Here is a 16,068-nt window from a genome sequence, read left to right as displayed (position 1 = left end):
ATCTGGATATCCAATCCTTTTACTTTTACTTTTATTTAAATCAACATTTCCAATTATTAAAATATTAAGCCAACCCAATATAATGAATTTGATGTCTATTTCTTTAGCTTCATTTTTCAAAATCATGGATTGCCTCATAGTCTATTTTGTTAGTAAACTTTTTTAATATCAGGCTTCCATTTTTCTAAAAAAGCGGTGATTCCTTCATAACCTTCTAAAGTGATCTCCCCTTGCTCGATTTGCTATTTTGGAGCTGCTCCTGCTTCTACTAGCAAATCAACAAGATGGATGGCTCTGACTGTTTTCTCCATCCTTTCCCTTTGAATACCTAGCTTCATTTGCAATAGGCAGCCCGGATTAGTAGTTACAATAATTGCAGCGCTTGTTTCCTTTGCATTGTTCATTTTAATATCTAAAATATCCATGGATTCATTATAGTTAATAAGATTATAAATGCCTGCTGATCCACAACAACGGTCGAAATTCTTCATTTCTCTGTATCCAACACTTGGAACTTGCTTTAATAAAGATAAAGGTTCTTCAGTTACTTTCTGTACATTTTTCATATGGCAAGAAGATTGATAAGTGATTGTTTCATTAATCTTGTTTGTAAAGCGCAAGCCATCAAGTTCATTTAAGACTTGGGAGATATCTCTAATTTTGCTTGCAAATTTTCTTGACCGTTCTTCCCATTCTTCATCTCCTTTGAATAGATGTTCGTATTCAACAAGAGCAGCGCCGCATCCGCCAGCGTTATTTACGATATATTTTACATTTTCCTTTTCAAAAGCCTCTATATTTTTTTTGGCAAGCTCTTTAGCAGAGTTTGTTTTTCCTGAATGGGCGTGCAGTGCCCCGCAACAAGTCTGGTTTTTAGGAATAATCACCTTGGCTCCTGACATTGTTAATAGTTTTATGGTGTTACGATTTGTTTCGTTAAAAATAGAGTCCATGATGCATCCAGTAATAAAACCAACATCAATTTTTTTAGGGCCAATAGCTTTATAGTCACGCACTATTTGTTTACGGATCTGTGGAGAAGTTTGGTTAGGCAATACCGCTTCGAATTCTCCAAGATGAAGAGGTGCTCTTTTAGTTGCGCCCGTTTTTTGAGCTACTTTTTGCAACCCTGTTTTTTGATAGAACCATGAAGCATTTCCTATAAAGTTCATCCATTTTTTAGAAGGTATCACCTGTTCAAAGAGAATAGATTCAACTATTTTTTGTATTTTCGTTTTTTTGGCATAATCTTCTAAAACTTCTTTAGCCCCCTCCAAAATTTTTCCGTACTGGACATTGGTTGGGCAGACGGGTTCACATGCCCGGCAACCAAGGCAATTTTCAATTGGTTCTCTTAAATCTTCAACCTCAATTTTTCCCTCAGCAAGCATCCTAACGAGATTAATTCGGCCCCTTGGGGTATGAGCCTCTGTTCTCATAGATTCATATGTTGGACATGCCGGTAAGCAATAGCCGCACTGAACACAGCTAAATGTTTCATCATACTTTAATTTTTCTTTTAAAATAGTTCCGTTCATCCCCGTAACACCAACTTTTGCCCTTTTTCAGGAAAAATTTTTCCGGGATTTAAAATATTATTTGGATCCCATGCTTGCTTAATTTTTTTCATCATATCGAGGCCAATTTCACCTAATTCCATTTCCATAAAAGGAGATTTCAGTGTTCCGATTCCATGCTCTCCTGAAAGGGTTCCACCTAATTGAACAGCTGCCTCGAAAATCTCAGAAACAGCCTTCTCCACCCGAATCATCTCATCTTCATCACGTTTATCACAGATAATATTTGGATGCAGATTTCCATCGCCGGCATGGCCAAACACAACAAGATGAATATCGTATTTTTCACGAATTTCCTTTAGTCGCTGAAACATATCAGGGATCTTGCTTCGAGGAACCGTTGCATCTTCAGAGACTTTTGTTGGTTTAATTTTTACTATAGCTGGAGAAACTAGTTTTCTCGCTTTCCAGTAGCTCGCAGCTTCGGCTTCATCCTTAGCAATTTTCACTTTTACAGATCCATTTTCCATAAAAATGGATTCGATATCTTTTTCATTTCGTCTTCAATAGCCAATGGATGGCCATCTAATTCGATTAGAATAATCGCCTCACAATCAGTTGGCAGACCAACAGGCTGATAGTTTTCTACTGCAATGATTGAAAACTGATCCATGATTTCCAATTTTGAAGGAAGGATTCCATTTGTTAATATTTTTGATATGGCTTTTCCTGACAGAACAAGATCATCAAAAATAGCCATCATTGTTAAGGTTGCAGGTGGCTTAGGCAGTAATTTTAAAGTAGCTTCCGTAATAACACCTAAAGTGCCTTCAGATCCAACAATTATTTTCGTTAAATCATAGCCCGTGACATTTTTAATCGTTTTCCCGCCTGTTTTAATAATTTCACCTTCGGGGGTTACAACTTCTAAGCCAATTACATAATCCTTCGTCACTCCGTACTTTAGGCCTCGAGGTCCGCCGGAATTTTCCGCCAAATTACCTCCAATTGTGGAAACATGCGCACTGCTTGGGTCAGGTGGATACATCAAACCATATTTACCAGCAGTTTCATTAATTGTTGCGGTGAGAACCCCCGGTGAAACGACTGCCACGAGATCCTCGGGATAAATTTGTAGATAACTATCCCATTGAGACATATCTAAAACAATGCCTTTTTTTACAGGAAGGGGACCTCCACTAAGAGAGGTCCCTTGTCCTCTGGGCGTTACAGGTATTTTATATTTGTTTGCTAGTTTTAAAATTGATGATACTTCTTCTTTATTCTTTACCTGTACAACGAAATCGGGCAGGTAGGTTCCGAATGAAGCATCATAGCTATAACTATATCTGCTTGCCAAACTCGTTAAAATTTGATTTGAAGGTAGAAATTCTTCAAACTCTTTAATAATTACATCCATACGAACTTCTCCTCTTAACCAATATTCAGAGAAACAAACTTTTCTTCAAGATATTCGCTTATTCCGTATTTTCCTCCTTCTCTACCAATTCCACTTTCTTTTAATCCACCAAATGGCGCTTGGGCAGTCGTTGGCATTGCATCATTAATTCCAATAATTCCATACTCTAGTGACTCCATGACACGAAACGCACGGCCTAAATCATTTGTATAACAATACGATGCAAGCCCGTAGAATGGATGGTTTGCTTTTTCAATCGCTTCTTCTTCCGTTTTAAAGGTAAAGATCGGAACAACAGGACCAAAGGTTTCTTCTACTGCGATTTTCATAGATTCATTTGCGTTATTAATAACTGTCGGCTGATAGAATGCACCTTTTTGATCCAAAATCTCACGTTCGCCACCGCATAGAATGATTCCGCCTTTTGTTATTGCATCTTCTACATGTTCCATTACTTTTGCAAGACTCTCCTCATTAATTAAAGGTCCAATCTCTGTTCCTTCTTCCAGCCCATTTCCTATTTTTAATTTTTTAACTTTTTCTGTGAAAATTTTCGAAAAATCCTTAGCAACCTCTTCTTGAACATAGATTCTATTTGTACATACACATGTTTGCCCTGCATTTCTAAATTTACTAGCAATTGCAGCATCAGCAGCAACCTCTAAATCAGCATCCTCAAATACGATAAATGGAGCATGGCCGCCTAATTCCATTGAGACTTTTTTAACCGTATTTGCGGCTTCTCTCATTAATTTTTTGCCTACTTCCGTTGAACCTGTAAAGGTAATTTTTTGGACCTGTGTGCTAGCTAATAAGGATTGAGCAACCTCGTTGGATGGACCGTGAACTAAATTGGCTACTCCTCTCGGTAAACCTGCTTTATCAATTGCTTCAAAGATTTTGACCGCTGTTAGAGGGGTCATTGAAGCTGGTTTTAAAATAACTGGGCAGCCGGCGGCGATGGCAGGAGCGAGTTTACGTGTAACCATGGCAGCTGGGAAATTCCAAGGTGTGATGGCACCTGTCACACCAATTGGCTCTTGAAGCACTAAAATTCTTTTGTTTTGGGTTGAGGCTGGAATCGTTTCTCCGTAAATACGTTTTGCCTCTTCGGCATACCATTCAACATAAGAAATAGCTAGCCTTACTTCCCCAAGAGCCTCTTTTAATGGTTTCCCCATTTCTGATGTAATTGTCGTTGCTATTTCTTCCTCAATATCCCTTAAATTGATTGCAATTTCTTTTAGGTAGCGAGATTTTTCATCAGCTGTGGCTTTCTTCCAAGTTTTAAACGCCTCTGAAGCCGCATAGATGGCTTCTTCTACATCTTCCTTGCCTCCAAAAGCAACTTCTCCAACCTTTTCTAATGTTGCTGGGTTATAAACCGTCAAGTATTCGTTAGATTTTGATGGTTTCCATTCGCCGTTAATGTATAGCATGGCCGCTCTCCTTATTACTTAATTTCTGTAAACCTTCTCTTAGGATAAGTATTGATTGATCAATTTCCTTTTGAAGGACTGTTGTTGGCGGTATGAATCGTAAGACGTTTTTATCAGTTCCGCATGTTAATAGAATGAGTCCGTTTTCTAAAGCGTAATTTTTCAGCCAATTGACCGTTTCAGCATCCGGTTTACCTTCTTCATTAACAAACTCTATCCCTATCATTAATCCTAAGCCTCTAACATCCCCAATGCCTTTAAACTCTTTTTGTAAATCAAGCAATTGCTGCTTTAAATAATCTCCCATCTTTCTGGCGTTTTCGATTCCTTCGCGTCTTAATATTTGGATGGAGGCCAATGCTGCGGCACAAGAAACAGGATTTCCACCAAATGTACCGCCATGTGTTCCTGACTCCCATTTCTCCATAATTTCCCTCTTAGCAATAACTGCACTTAAGGGAAAACCGGATGCAATCCCTTTACCTAAGGTGATAATATCTGGCTCTACTTCAAAATGCTCATAAGCAAACATTTTACCTGTTCTTCCAAACCCTGTTTGGACCTCATCGAACACAAGTAGAATGCCGTGCTTATCACAAAGGGCTCTTATCTTTTTAATAAATTCCTTCGGTGGAACAATATATCCACCTTCTCCTTGTACAGGTTCAAGTATGATGGCTGCCACTTGAGACGGATCCACTTGATACGTAAACACTTCTTCTATATTTTGAATACATCTTTCAGTCTCTTCCTCATTACTTAACCCTGTTCGGAAGGAATAAGGATATTCACAAGAATAAATGCTTGGAATTAATCCTTCATAATCCTTACGGTAGGAAGAGTTGGAAAATGTAATCGATGTTGTTGCTAGTGTTCTGCCGTGAAATCCTCTTTTAAAAGAAATAATGGCCGGTCGTTTAGTGGCTTTTTTCGCTAGTTTAATAGCACCTTCATTCGCTTCGGCTCCACTATTTGAAAAATAAACCATTTTGTTAGATCCAGTTAGATAGTTTAATTCCTCAGCAAGTTCAATATATGATGGATAGTAGGCGACATTGTGGCCAATATGAATCATGGAATCTAATTGTTCTTTAACTGCTTCAATAATTTCTGGGTGGCAATGTCCTACATTATTAACACCCACTCCGCTGGCAAAGTCTAAATATGGTTTACCCTTTTCATCCACGACAGTCGAACCAATAGCCTTTACAATTCCAAGGTTTGTTGCTCTTCCTGCTACTGGAGGAAGTACTTGATTTCCTCTTTCTGATAAACTCTTATTCTCTTGAATCATCATTCTGCCTCACCTTCTTGTTTATAATCACTTTTCCATAAATCGATATATGCTTTTGCATTAGCATAAAGGTCTTGTTTTTCCTCATCGTTTAGTTCCCTAATGACCTTTGCAGGAATTCCAACAGATAAAGTGCCCTCCGGGATAACCTTTCCTGGAGGAACGACTGCTCCAGCAGCTACTTGAGCGCCCTTTTTAATAATTGCTCCATCTAAAACGATAGCGCCAATTCCAATTAAGGCCTCGTCTTCAATTGTACATGCATGTAAAGTGGCTCTATGCCCAACAGTAACCATTTTTCCAATAATTAGTGGTGACTCCGGTGTGACATGGCAGATGGAGCCATCTTGAATATTACTTCCTTCCCCAATTTCTATATAATTATGATCATCACCGCGCAGCACAGATTGGGGCCATATACTTACATCTTTTGCAATCCTCACGTCCCCAATAATTTGTGCAGATTCATGAATAAATGTCTCCGAATGAATGGAAGGTACCCGTCCCTTCAAGAATTGAATCATATGAACATCCTACTCCTTAAAAAGATATCTTTAATGTAGTAAAAATAAGATTAACTGCTGGAGACGAGACCTAATTCTTTTAGTATTTCCTCATTATGTTCTCCTAAAGTAGGTGCAGAATTTTTAATTTCTCCCGGTGTTTTTGATAGTTTGACAGGAATACCTAGCGCTTTTATTTTTCCAGCAACCGAATGCTCAACCTCTTCGACCATTTTTCGAGAAAACGTGTGCTGGTCAGTTAATGATTCCGGGTATGTGTTAATTGGGCCGGCTGGAATCCCTGCTTCATCAAATTTATCAAACCAATATTTTCTTGGTTTCAAACGCGTTCTTTCTTCTATTAATCTTACAAATTCATCTAAATGCTTAATACGTGAGGCATCATCAACAAATCTATCGTCACTTAGGAATTCAGGTCTTCCAATAATTTCACAGAATACAGGCCAATGATGCGATGTATCTGCACCTACAGTAAAATATCCATCACTTGCTTCAAATGCTTGATATGGTGCAGATAATCGATGTCCGCTTCCAGTTGGGGTAGGTGTTTCGCCAGATACCCAAAACTGGATGCTCTCCCAGACAGATAACGCAATGCCCGTATCGTATAGGGAAGCATCAATAAATTGCCCTTCATTTGTATTTACTCTGGCATATAAGGCTGATAAAATCCCGTATACAGAGAATAATCCTGCACCTAAATCAATAACCGGTATTCCGCATTTTACTGGCTTTCCGCCTCTTTCACCTGTCACACTCATAATCCCTGTCATCCCTTGAGCAATTAAGTCATAGCCCCCACGGGAAGAATATGGTCCATATTGACCAAATCCAGAAATAGAGCAATAAATGAGCCGAGGGTTTATTTTAATAAGAGTTTCATAGTCGATACCCAATCTTTTAACAACACCAGGGCGATAGTTCTCGATTAAGATGTCGGCTGTTTCAATTAATTTATAAAAAGTGTTCTTGTCCTCCTCTGTTTTTAAGTTAAGAGTCAGACTGCGCTTGTTTCTATTGATTGCCATATAAGCATAGCTTTCACCATTTATTTCTGGTGACCACCTTCTAGTGTTCTCACCATTTGGTGGTTCAACTTTAATGACATCCGCTCCCATATCTGCCAACAGCATGCCGCAATAAGGTCCTGCCATGACCTGACTTAGGTCAACAACACGTATCCCTTGTAAAGCACCCATTTTATCCCTCTCCTTACGCTTATTCTTTGAATTAAGGCTTTCTAATTAAATTTTCATTATTTAAAAATAGCTCTTTATTTTTCAAAATGACATTTCCATCAATTTCAACTGTAGGAGCATTTACAACCATATCGTAGTGGCCCTTTGCTTTAATGTTCCCTCCGATATAAGCATTCGTTCCTAAAGCGATGTGAATCGTTCCAAACACGCCTTCATCACTTAACATACTGTTTTCTAATTGGCACTCCGGATTCATGCCAATTCCGAACTCGCCCGCAAAGTAGATGTTTCCGTTGTCGTCATTTCTTTCTTCTAACACTTTTTTAAACAGATCAGCCTCTTTTCCACCTGTGATCGAAACGGCTTTCCCCTCATTAAATTCCACTACAACGGGAGTATCAATCAGGCCAACACCTGGAATACTTCCATCAACGACCAGAATACCCTCCGCCGTTCCTTCAACTGGGGCAATACTAGATTCAATACAGTGTGCGGCAGAGACATCCTTTGTATTAGCAAATCCAGTTAATGCCCTTCCTTCCCTACCTTTAATGGAAAAGCGTAAATCGGAGCCCTTCGGCGTTGTAATTCGAACGAATTCCCCATTTGTTAATATGTTGGCAAATTTTTCCACTTGGGGCCTTATTGCAACAAAGTCTGCACGTAATCCACTACTTAAAAGAATATTTTCATGAGATTCAGGCAAAATTAAAATCCTTGTTCCGGTCATCTGTGCCTCATGTCGTGCTTTAGTATGAGCAATGTTATATGTTGTTGGAGCGATAACCACATCTACTTCTTTCATCGCAGCAGCTATAGCTTCTGGCAAGTCATCCCCGTGTCCATTTCTTGGTAACATTGATATGGTGATTGGCTCTGCACCTAATGCAGCAGTGGTAGACGCAAGTACTTTTGATATTCCTTCCGTTAGAAAATCAGTTAATATTAATACCTTTTCTCCTTCAACAACTCCAGCCAATACTTTTACTAATGCGTTGGCTGCGGGGTACATTAGCACATCTTTCATAAAGTAAATCTCCTCCAGTTCCTAAATGTTTAATATTAAACTCCCTCAAAAGAAGGGATTTGCTTATTGAAAAATGCCTCAATCGCGTGTTTGTGATCCCTTGTTTCTTGGCATTTTATAAAAGCATCTAATTCCATTGTCATTGCATCTTGCCAATTGAATTCCATTGTTTTCTGAATGACATCTTTTGCATGCCTTACTGCAATTGGGGCACGTGAAGCAATCATCTTTGCCCACTCTAGTGCTTCTTCCATTAATTTTTCATGAGGAACGACTGTACTTGCCAAACCTCTTTGAAGAGACTCTTCTGCAGTGATCGTTCTTCCTGTTAGAATCACTTCCTTGGCATACGCTTCCCCTAATAGTCGGACTAGACGGGTTGGTCCAACGACTAATCCAACCTTCACACCAGCAGCGCAAAGCTTTGCACGTTCTGACATGAAGCGAAGATCACAGGCTAAAGCAAGCTCAAACCCTCCGCCAAAGGCATAGCCATTAACAGCTGCAATCACTGGTTGAGGCATTTCATTGATAATGTCATAAATTCTGCAATCTTCTTCTAAAAATAGCCGTACAGTTTCCGGTGTCAATTCCCCTTCCTCGTTTAAATCTGCTCCAGCGCAAAACGCACGATCCCCCTCACCAGTCAATATGATAACTCGAACATCGGATCTCCTTTTTAGTCCTTCCATAAAAGGTACAAATTCTTCGCGAAATTCCTTTGAAAGAATATTCATCGGTGGATTATTGATTGTAATTGTACAAATATGGTTAGCAAGATTAACCTTAATCATTTCCATACCTTTCATCTCCTATCTTCAAGCATTCTGTTTCATTTCTGGTTGAACTTTTATTTTTTTAGGGATGTTTTCTAATGTTCCGTCAATTCCTTTGCTTCTTTGATACTTATCCCAAAGGATGACTGCAATTGGACATAAAATAGACGTAGTAATTGTAGAAATCGAAATTTGTATGGTTGCTAGATTCGCAATATCTTGAAAAGCTTTTGCCTCTTCCAAAGTCATGAGTCCTGCCCCAGCTGATACCGCTGCAGCTGCGGCAATAGCTGCAGGTGTCCCAACCGCATTCCCTGCCGTTGATGCTTCTGCAACAGGACCGATTGTGCTTCTCTCACCGAATAAACGGTAGACTAGAATACCTGTAATAGCTGTTAAAATAACTGTTATAAAGCCCAAAGCTAATCCTCCCCAGACTGCATCTGGATTAAAGAAGCTCATAAAGTTCATCCCTGCTCCAAGACAGAATGCAAAGAATGGGACAAGTAATGTTTCTCCAGGCTTGAGGAATTCGCGAATATCTTCATCTAAGTTTCCAAGCAGCATTCCAAGAGCTATTGGCAGCAATACCGCGATAAATGCGATTAGTGGGAAATGTGACCCAACCATTCCTAATGCAAGCATTGTAAAGAAAGGACCGTCATTTAAAGTTAAAACAGAGATTGCACCAACATCTGAACGGTTTCCATATTGACCTGTAAGAACTGCATACATTCCTTCGTTTCCATTGGTCATAGCCGCAATAATCGCCACTGTTGATAAACCAAGAAGACCGTTCATTGGATCAAAAAATACTCCAAACAAAATTCCAATTACAATTCCAGTTAAGCACTTACTTGATGTGAGCAAAATACCTTTCTTTAAGGCTTTTCCACCTACTCTCAAATTCATTTGGCTACCTGCACAAAATAGAAATAAACCAATAAGCGTTAAGGTTCCATTTTTAAAAAGAGCTTCCGAAAAGCCGCCAATTCTCATAAACTCATAAATACCTTCCTGGGAAGGTGATACACCTAAGGATTTAAGGATATTCATTATAAAAGGAATGTGAAGCTGATCAATCGTATTTAATAGTGCCCCTAACATAAGGGGGATAACCATAAGTCCACCAGGAACTCTTTCAATATTTTTTTTGATTTTCATATCCATCACCAACCCTGATTGTTTATGGGATCACATTTCGACAAATTTTAGTTTTTAAGGTAGTCGAATATTCATTAGTTGTACAAAAATTAAATAAATGAAACCTATCATTCCGATGGATACCAATGATGCTGTGTACCAACGAATTTCTTTATAAAATAGTATGCCAACAAATAAAAACAACAATGTTGAAATCATAAAACCTAACAAAGGGATAAGCACAAAAATATACGCAACCGTAAGAAATATAAAGACGAATCCCCTTTTAATTTCAAGACGAGAAAAAAATTCTTTTGTGTTTGCTTTTTTCTCACGGATGGTTTTAATAAATTGCCAGATTGCTAGACCCATAAAGCTATAGCCTAATAACATTGGAAACGAACGCGAAGAATTTAAAAGATGATCCCCTGCCGGGAATGAAAAGCTCCCTATTACAAAAAAGAGACCAAAGGTTAGTACCGTAGCTGAAAGAATAAAATCCTTATTAATTCTCATCCTTTTCTCCCTTCTATTACTCTTGTGGCTTACTAATTCCAACTTCTTCAGGTGATCGTTTCCCAACACCAATATTCCATAGCAACCAGCTTGTTTTCTCAGTGATATCTTTTGTATATTGTTGGCTATCTTCAATATCTGTTAGGACAATTGCCCTTTTCTTCGCAAACTCTTTAAATTTCTCACTATTAATTGCTTTGTTATAAGCTTCTCTTATTTGATCAACGATTTCCTTTGGAGTTCCGCTTTTTACCGCTGGTCCCCACCATGTTCCTTCAGGTACATACTTTTCCATGCCTGCAACAAAATCAGTCACCGGAGGGATAGATTTGAAACCTTCCACTTCAAATGCTTTATTATCCATCACAGCTAAGGAACGTAAATCGCCTGAACGCAGTAAATCGACAACTTCGTTAACCCCGCTAATGGAGAAATCCACTTCCCCTTTCATGGCAGCCATAGCAGCGTTTGATCCAGAATCATAGGTAATAATTTCCGCACCTCCGCCGACAACATTATTAACAATCTCTAATGTAAGATGCCACGGGTCTCCAATAGCTGCTACACCAACTTTGGCATTTCCTTCTTTTAAAAGTTTGACAATATCATCGAATGATTTTAGATTAGACTTTTCATCAACAATAAAGTTTGCAATACCCATAGCCCCGATTCCAATTTGTTCGAAATCTTTATAAGTTAAATCAGTCATTCCCATCGTTGGGAATACCCGTACTAGGTCTGTTTGGAACAAGATTGTATAACCATCGGCTTCTTGCCCATTCACGTATTCCAAGGCTAATGCACTTGAGGCCCCAGGCATATTTCTTACAGCGATTGATTGCCCTAATTCTTCTTGAAGCATTGGATGGAGGGTTCTTGCCATTGTATCCGTTCCCCCACCCTCACCAAACCCAACAATGATTTCAATTGGCTGTGTAGGGTATTTGTCTTCTTTTTTCGTATCTCCCTCCGGAACTGCATTATTGGATTGATTACTAGAACAGGCACCTAATAATAAAATGAATGAAATAAATAGTAGAAACATCATTTTAAGTTTCATAATTTTGCCTCCTCATCAGTTCTTGTTTTCTTCCATACTTTTTTAAACTTTTTCGTTAAAAATTGATTTTGGTTTAATAGCAAAAGCACAATACATACTAGTAAGAAGAGACTTATAGGACGTGTTATAAATGGCATAAACGAATAATCAGCACTAACCATGGCTCTTCGGAAATTTTGTTCAGCCATTAAGCCGAGAATTAATCCCAGTACTAGGGGAGGAGCTGCCAGGCCAACCCTTCGCATTAAAAATCCAATAATCCCAAAAGCAAACATGACTGCGATATCAAATGGACGACTATTAACTGCATACGTTCCAATAACACTAAATACAGTAACCGTCATTAATACAACGCTTCTTGGAACAGACAAAACTTTTTGAAATAGAAACGATAAGAATAACCCAAATACCAGCATAAATACTGATGAAACAACTAAAATAATGAAAAACTGTTGTAAAATATTAGGGTTTTGCGTTAGTAATAATGGACCTGGCTGCAATCCATGTAATAAGAGTCCCCCTATAATGACGGCTGTGACAGCGTCCCCTGGTATTCCAAGCGTGAGCATAGGAACGTATGTTCCTGGTACACAAGCGTTATTCGCGGTTTCTGCAGCGACGACTCCTTCTGGATTTCCTTTTCCAAAACTTTCAGGATTCTTACTGCTTCGTCGGGCAGCATCATAAGAAACCCATGCGGCTACATCTGCTCCAACTCCAGGAATTACTCCTATTAAAGCCCCAATTACGGATGATTTCCCTCCAAGAGGTAGAAATTTCAGCAACATCCGCCACGGTGGAAAAATAGAATTAAATTTTTCAGATTTTAATGGAGGTTTTAGCTGGATTAGGGATTCAATCACTTCTGCGATACCAAAAATCCCTATTAAAACAGCAATGAGGCTGAACCCATCCATTAAAGCGCTTTCACCAAAAGTAAACCGTTGAACTCCAGTTATTTTATCCATTCCTATTGTGGCTAAAGCCAATCCTAAAAATCCTGAGATTAATCCTTTTACTAGTGACTCTGCAGTCAAATTAGCACTAAGAATAATTCCGAACATAGCCAGTAAAAAATATTCCCATGATCCAAAGTTCATACTAAAGTTTAATAGTAAGGGAGCACCAATTAAGAATAGAACTGCCGCAAAGATGGTTCCAAGAAAGGATTGAAAAGTCGCAAGTCCACGAGCCAAACCTCCTTCCCCTCTTTGTGCCATAGGATATCCGTCCATGGAAGTGGCCGCAGATGCTGGGCTACCCGGTATATTCAAAAATATAGCCGGTGTGGATCCCCCATATGTTCCTGCAATATGAACGGAAATAATTAATACCATTGCCTCGATCCATTCCATACCCCATGTAAATGAAATTAATATGGATACTCCCATAGTGGTAGTGAGTCCGGGAAGTGCTCCTAAAACCATGCCTGCAATGGTCCCAATAATAAACAAAAGCAAAATTTTAAAAGATATGATACTAGTAATCGATTCTCCTATTAAATTGAAATCAATCAAAGGTCCTCCCCCTTAATCTAAAAAGAGCTCTCTATTTTTCATAAGAATTTTACCATCCACTTTAATGACAGGATCACGCATGACAAGATCGCAATGGCCTGGTGCTCTTATACTGCTTCCGAAGGTGATTCCGTTTCCAATTCCAATATGCATCGTGCCAAATTCCGCCTCGTCCTCTAGTTGTCCCCCCCTGCCAATCTTTGCTTTTGGGTTCATACCAATTCCCATTTCTACCGCGCAATAGACATTTGGATGATTGTAGCTTTCTAAAGTTTGCCTTAACATTTCCGCATCTTCTTTTCCTTCAATCGAAACAATTCTTCCCTCTTTAAAGGTAATTTTTACTGGCTCTTGACATGCTCTACCAGGTACAATCGCACCATCGACATACATTACACCTTCAGTAGTACCTTCAAGTGGTGAAATGGCCGTTTCAATGCATGGTGGTGGTGAAATCGTACCAGGTTCGTGACAAATGCCAGTTTGAGGAACCGCATGCCGGCCTGAAATCTTCATGTGTAGTTCTGTTCCTAATTTCGAAGTAATACTTAATTCTTCTCCAGCCTCTAATATGGCTGATACCTTATCGATAATTTCCTTTTGGGCCATATAATCAATGTCTAAAGATCCATCTAAGAAAACTTCTTCATTCGCATCAGGCATAAAAATGAGTCTTGCGCCAGCATCGCTTGCTTCTTTTCTAGCGGTTGAGTGATTAATAGAGAATGTTGTCGGAGCAACGATTGCATCGGCAGCTTTCATGGCTTCAGCGATAATTCTCGGCGGTTCATCACCATGTCTTGTCGTTGGATGCATAACCGTCAAAACAACCTCTGCGCCCATGCCATGTCCTACAATCGCAAACATCTCTCCTATTTCGGTCGTATTGGTATCTGTTAGGATGAGTAGGTTTTCTCCTGGTTTTACATTTAAACACGTCTTAAGAATCGTTTGAACAGACTTCATCATAAACATTTTTCGAATAGTATTCATAAATTCACATCCTCCATTTTTATTTTTCAAATATTATTTATGCAACATTTGTGCCAAATCTAAATAATGATTGAAATTGCTTAAATATATGGAGTTGGATAAATTAACATATAATTAACCCTTGAGTTTTTTTCGCAAAATGCAAATAAATTGGCAGGTAAGTCTTCAATTCAACATTAAAAGACTCACCTGCCTTGATTTCCTCTAATTCGCAAAATGCAAATTAAATTTGCGTTTTGCGAATGTGTTCATATTTATTGATTTTTCTATATAAAGTGGCTAGGTTTATACCAAGCTCCTTCGCTGCCTGTTTCTTTCCGTTCAAGCTGCCTTCGTATTTATTAATCGCTTCCCTTATCATATTTTCTTCCATCTCAGCTAACGAAGTATTTTTATTGAAAACTATTGGGTGACCATGTTCCCTTATTCTTGGAGGGAGATTGTCGATCGTTATCCAATGGTCATTGGCCATGTTTATTGCATATTCCACGGTATTTTGTAATTCTCGGATATTTCCCGGCCAGCTGTATCGTTTAAAACATTCAAGTGCTTCCTCCGTTATGCCTTCCACATATATATTCATATTGTTGGTGTAAAATTTCACATAATATTGTAGAAGTACTTCAATGTCATCAGGTCTGACTGAGAGCTTTGGCAGATTGATTTGCACGACCCCTAAACGAAAAAATAAATCCTGTCTTAATCGCTTTTCAGCAACGAGAATATCCGGATCCTCATTGGTCGCGGAAAGCACTCTTATATCTAATTGAATATTTTTTTTACCGCCAATCCGGCGAATAGTCTTTTCCTCAATCGCCTTTAGCAGCTTCACCTGAAGATTAATATCAAGCGAGTTAATTTCATCTAAAAACAGCGTGCCCCCCTCTGCCTGTTCAAACAGACCAGGCATATCCTCCGAACCAGTATAGCTGCCCTTAGTTGTGCCAAATAACGTGCTTTCCATCAGGCTCGCTGGGATCGCTCCACAGTTGAAGGAAATAAACGGATTGCCAAATCGCTCACTCAAATTATGTATAGACTGGGCCACAACCTCTTTGCCTGTACCGGTTTGCCCATAAATTAAGATCGTAGAGTCCGTTTTCGCTACTTTTTCAATCTTATTTTTAACAGCTATCATCTGCGGATTAACCGTCACAATATCATCAATTGTATAAATGGTATTATTTTTTCGATATATTTTATGCCCAGCATACTGATCAAGAAATTGAATATCTTCTTTCGTAAAAAAATGCTTTGAAAACTCTATAGCCCCAATTACTGTGTTATCCTGCTTAATCGGATATGTAGAGCTTTTCGATACGAACGTACTCCCCGTTTTCGTGATCATTTGCTGCTCAACTTCACATAAAGCTTCCCCTGTTCTTAACACATTCATAATCGTGCTATTTTCAACAGTCAAATTTTTATAAAAAGACGTAATGTTTTTTCCAAGAAACTCCTCTGGCTTTTGACCAAGCTTCTTCAAAATATGCAAGTCTGCTAAATCATAAAAAATCGTTTTCCCCGTTTTATCAACAACAAGAACATTGTCAAAATCAGATAAATGCTTCAAATTGGGTACATCCATATTCACATTTATCCCTCCCATCGAAAAGCAATATAATATATAAACAGTATACAGA

At 38.8% G+C, this 16,068-nt stretch carries 13 protein-coding genes and 1 pseudogene; all 14 read right to left on the bottom strand.

From position 1 onward, the window contains the following. Positions 1-242: 242 nt before the first annotated feature. Complete coding sequence (locus V7149_RS13335; RefSeq protein ID WP_335346117.1) at positions 243-1,538, bottom strand: (Fe-S)-binding protein; 1,296 nt, start codon at positions 1,536-1,538, stop codon at positions 243-245. Further along, positions 1,535-2,937 (bottom strand): annotated as a pseudogene (locus V7149_RS13330) (FAD-binding oxidoreductase). The gene V7149_RS13335 and the pseudogene V7149_RS13330 overlap by 4 nt, the downstream one beginning before the upstream one ends. A gap of 14 nt (positions 2,938-2,951) precedes the next feature. Beyond that, positions 2,952-4,376 carry an NAD-dependent succinate-semialdehyde dehydrogenase gene (locus V7149_RS13325; protein ID WP_335346116.1) on the bottom strand — a complete coding sequence of 475 codons (1,425 nt, stop codon included), beginning with the start codon at positions 4,374-4,376 and terminating at the stop codon, positions 2,952-2,954. After that, on the bottom strand, positions 4,363-5,673 hold the full coding sequence (locus V7149_RS13320) for an aspartate aminotransferase family protein (protein ID WP_335346115.1): 1,311 nt from the start codon (positions 5,671-5,673) through the stop codon (positions 4,363-4,365). The genes V7149_RS13325 and V7149_RS13320 overlap by 14 nt, the downstream gene beginning before the upstream one ends. After that, the gene (locus V7149_RS13315) at positions 5,670-6,194 is read right to left on the bottom strand and encodes a gamma carbonic anhydrase family protein (protein ID WP_335346114.1); all 525 of its coding nucleotides are present in this window, start codon (positions 6,192-6,194) and stop codon (positions 5,670-5,672) included. The genes V7149_RS13320 and V7149_RS13315 overlap by 4 nt, the downstream gene beginning before the upstream one ends. Before the next feature lie 50 nt (positions 6,195-6,244). Further along, positions 6,245-7,393, bottom strand: a complete 1,149-nt coding sequence (locus V7149_RS13310; RefSeq protein ID WP_335346113.1) for a CaiB/BaiF CoA transferase family protein — start codon at positions 7,391-7,393, stop codon at positions 6,245-6,247. Between the two features lie 31 nt (positions 7,394-7,424). Further along, positions 7,425-8,420, bottom strand: coding sequence for an aminopeptidase (locus V7149_RS13305; protein ID WP_335346112.1), 996 nt, complete (start codon positions 8,418-8,420; stop codon positions 7,425-7,427). 35 nt (positions 8,421-8,455) lie between these two features. Further along, complete coding sequence (locus V7149_RS13300; protein WP_335346111.1) at positions 8,456-9,220, bottom strand: enoyl-CoA hydratase/isomerase family protein; 765 nt, start codon at positions 9,218-9,220, stop codon at positions 8,456-8,458. An 18-nt stretch (positions 9,221-9,238) separates the two neighbouring features. Continuing rightward, positions 9,239-10,360 (bottom strand): 2-keto-3-deoxygluconate permease, encoded by a 1,122-nt coding sequence (locus tag V7149_RS13295; protein ID WP_335346110.1) that lies wholly within the window; start codon positions 10,358-10,360, stop codon positions 9,239-9,241. 54 nt (positions 10,361-10,414) lie between these two features. After that, positions 10,415-10,855 (bottom strand): tripartite tricarboxylate transporter TctB family protein, encoded by a 441-nt coding sequence (locus V7149_RS13290; protein ID WP_335346109.1) that lies wholly within the window; start codon positions 10,853-10,855, stop codon positions 10,415-10,417. Positions 10,856-10,871: 16 nt separating this feature from the next. Continuing rightward, positions 10,872-11,915: a tripartite tricarboxylate transporter substrate binding protein gene (locus V7149_RS13285; RefSeq protein ID WP_335346108.1), complete on the bottom strand. Its 1,044-nt coding sequence runs from the start codon at positions 11,913-11,915 to the stop codon at positions 10,872-10,874. Continuing rightward, the gene (locus V7149_RS13280; protein ID WP_335346107.1) at positions 11,912-13,432 is read right to left on the bottom strand and encodes a tripartite tricarboxylate transporter permease; all 1,521 of its coding nucleotides are present in this window, start codon (positions 13,430-13,432) and stop codon (positions 11,912-11,914) included. Before V7149_RS13280 ends, V7149_RS13285 begins: the two co-directional genes overlap by 4 nt. Before the next feature lie 12 nt (positions 13,433-13,444). Then, positions 13,445-14,425 (bottom strand): aminopeptidase, encoded by a 981-nt coding sequence (locus tag V7149_RS13275; protein WP_335346106.1) that lies wholly within the window; start codon positions 14,423-14,425, stop codon positions 13,445-13,447. A gap of 223 nt (positions 14,426-14,648) precedes the next feature. After that, complete coding sequence (locus V7149_RS13270; protein WP_335346118.1) at positions 14,649-16,013, bottom strand: sigma-54 interaction domain-containing protein; 1,365 nt, start codon at positions 16,011-16,013, stop codon at positions 14,649-14,651. Positions 16,014-16,068 lie beyond the last annotated feature (55 nt).

The organism is Bacillus sp. JJ1503, from assembly GCF_036965125.1.
In the GTDB taxonomy this organism is placed as follows: Bacteria; Bacillota; Bacilli; order Bacillales; family Cytobacillaceae; genus Cytobacillus.
This window is presented reverse-complemented; position numbering and strand designations above follow the sequence as displayed.

What these genes read in the sequence shown, in the direction of transcription:
- V7149_RS13310 (WP_335346113.1), bottom strand. Translation starts at nt 7,393, where the DNA reads ATGGGTGCTTTACAAGGGATACGTGTTGTTGACCTAAGTCAGGTCATG.
- V7149_RS13285 (WP_335346108.1), bottom strand. Translation starts at nt 11,915, where the DNA reads ATGAAACTTAAAATGATGTTTCTACTATTTATTTCATTCATTTTATTA.
- V7149_RS13305 (WP_335346112.1), bottom strand. Translation starts at nt 8,420, where the DNA reads ATGAAAGATGTGCTAATGTACCCCGCAGCCAACGCATTAGTAAAAGTA.
- V7149_RS13275 (WP_335346106.1), bottom strand. Translation starts at nt 14,425, where the DNA reads ATGAATACTATTCGAAAAATGTTTATGATGAAGTCTGTTCAAACGATT.
- V7149_RS13335 (WP_335346117.1), bottom strand. Translation starts at nt 1,538, where the DNA reads ATGAACGGAACTATTTTAAAAGAAAAATTAAAGTATGATGAAACATTT.
- V7149_RS13325 (WP_335346116.1), bottom strand. Translation starts at nt 4,376, where the DNA reads ATGCTATACATTAACGGCGAATGGAAACCATCAAAATCTAACGAATAC.
- V7149_RS13290 (WP_335346109.1), bottom strand. Translation starts at nt 10,855, where the DNA reads ATGAGAATTAATAAGGATTTTATTCTTTCAGCTACGGTACTAACCTTT.
- V7149_RS13315 (WP_335346114.1), bottom strand. Translation starts at nt 6,194, where the DNA reads ATGATTCAATTCTTGAAGGGACGGGTACCTTCCATTCATTCGGAGACA.
- V7149_RS13295 (WP_335346110.1), bottom strand. Translation starts at nt 10,360, where the DNA reads ATGAAAATCAAAAAAAATATTGAAAGAGTTCCTGGTGGACTTATGGTT.
- V7149_RS13270 (WP_335346118.1), bottom strand. Translation starts at nt 16,013, where the DNA reads ATGGATGTACCCAATTTGAAGCATTTATCTGATTTTGACAATGTTCTT.
- V7149_RS13320 (WP_335346115.1), bottom strand. Translation starts at nt 5,673, where the DNA reads ATGATGATTCAAGAGAATAAGAGTTTATCAGAAAGAGGAAATCAAGTA.
- V7149_RS13300 (WP_335346111.1), bottom strand. Translation starts at nt 9,220, where the DNA reads ATGGAAATGATTAAGGTTAATCTTGCTAACCATATTTGTACAATTACA.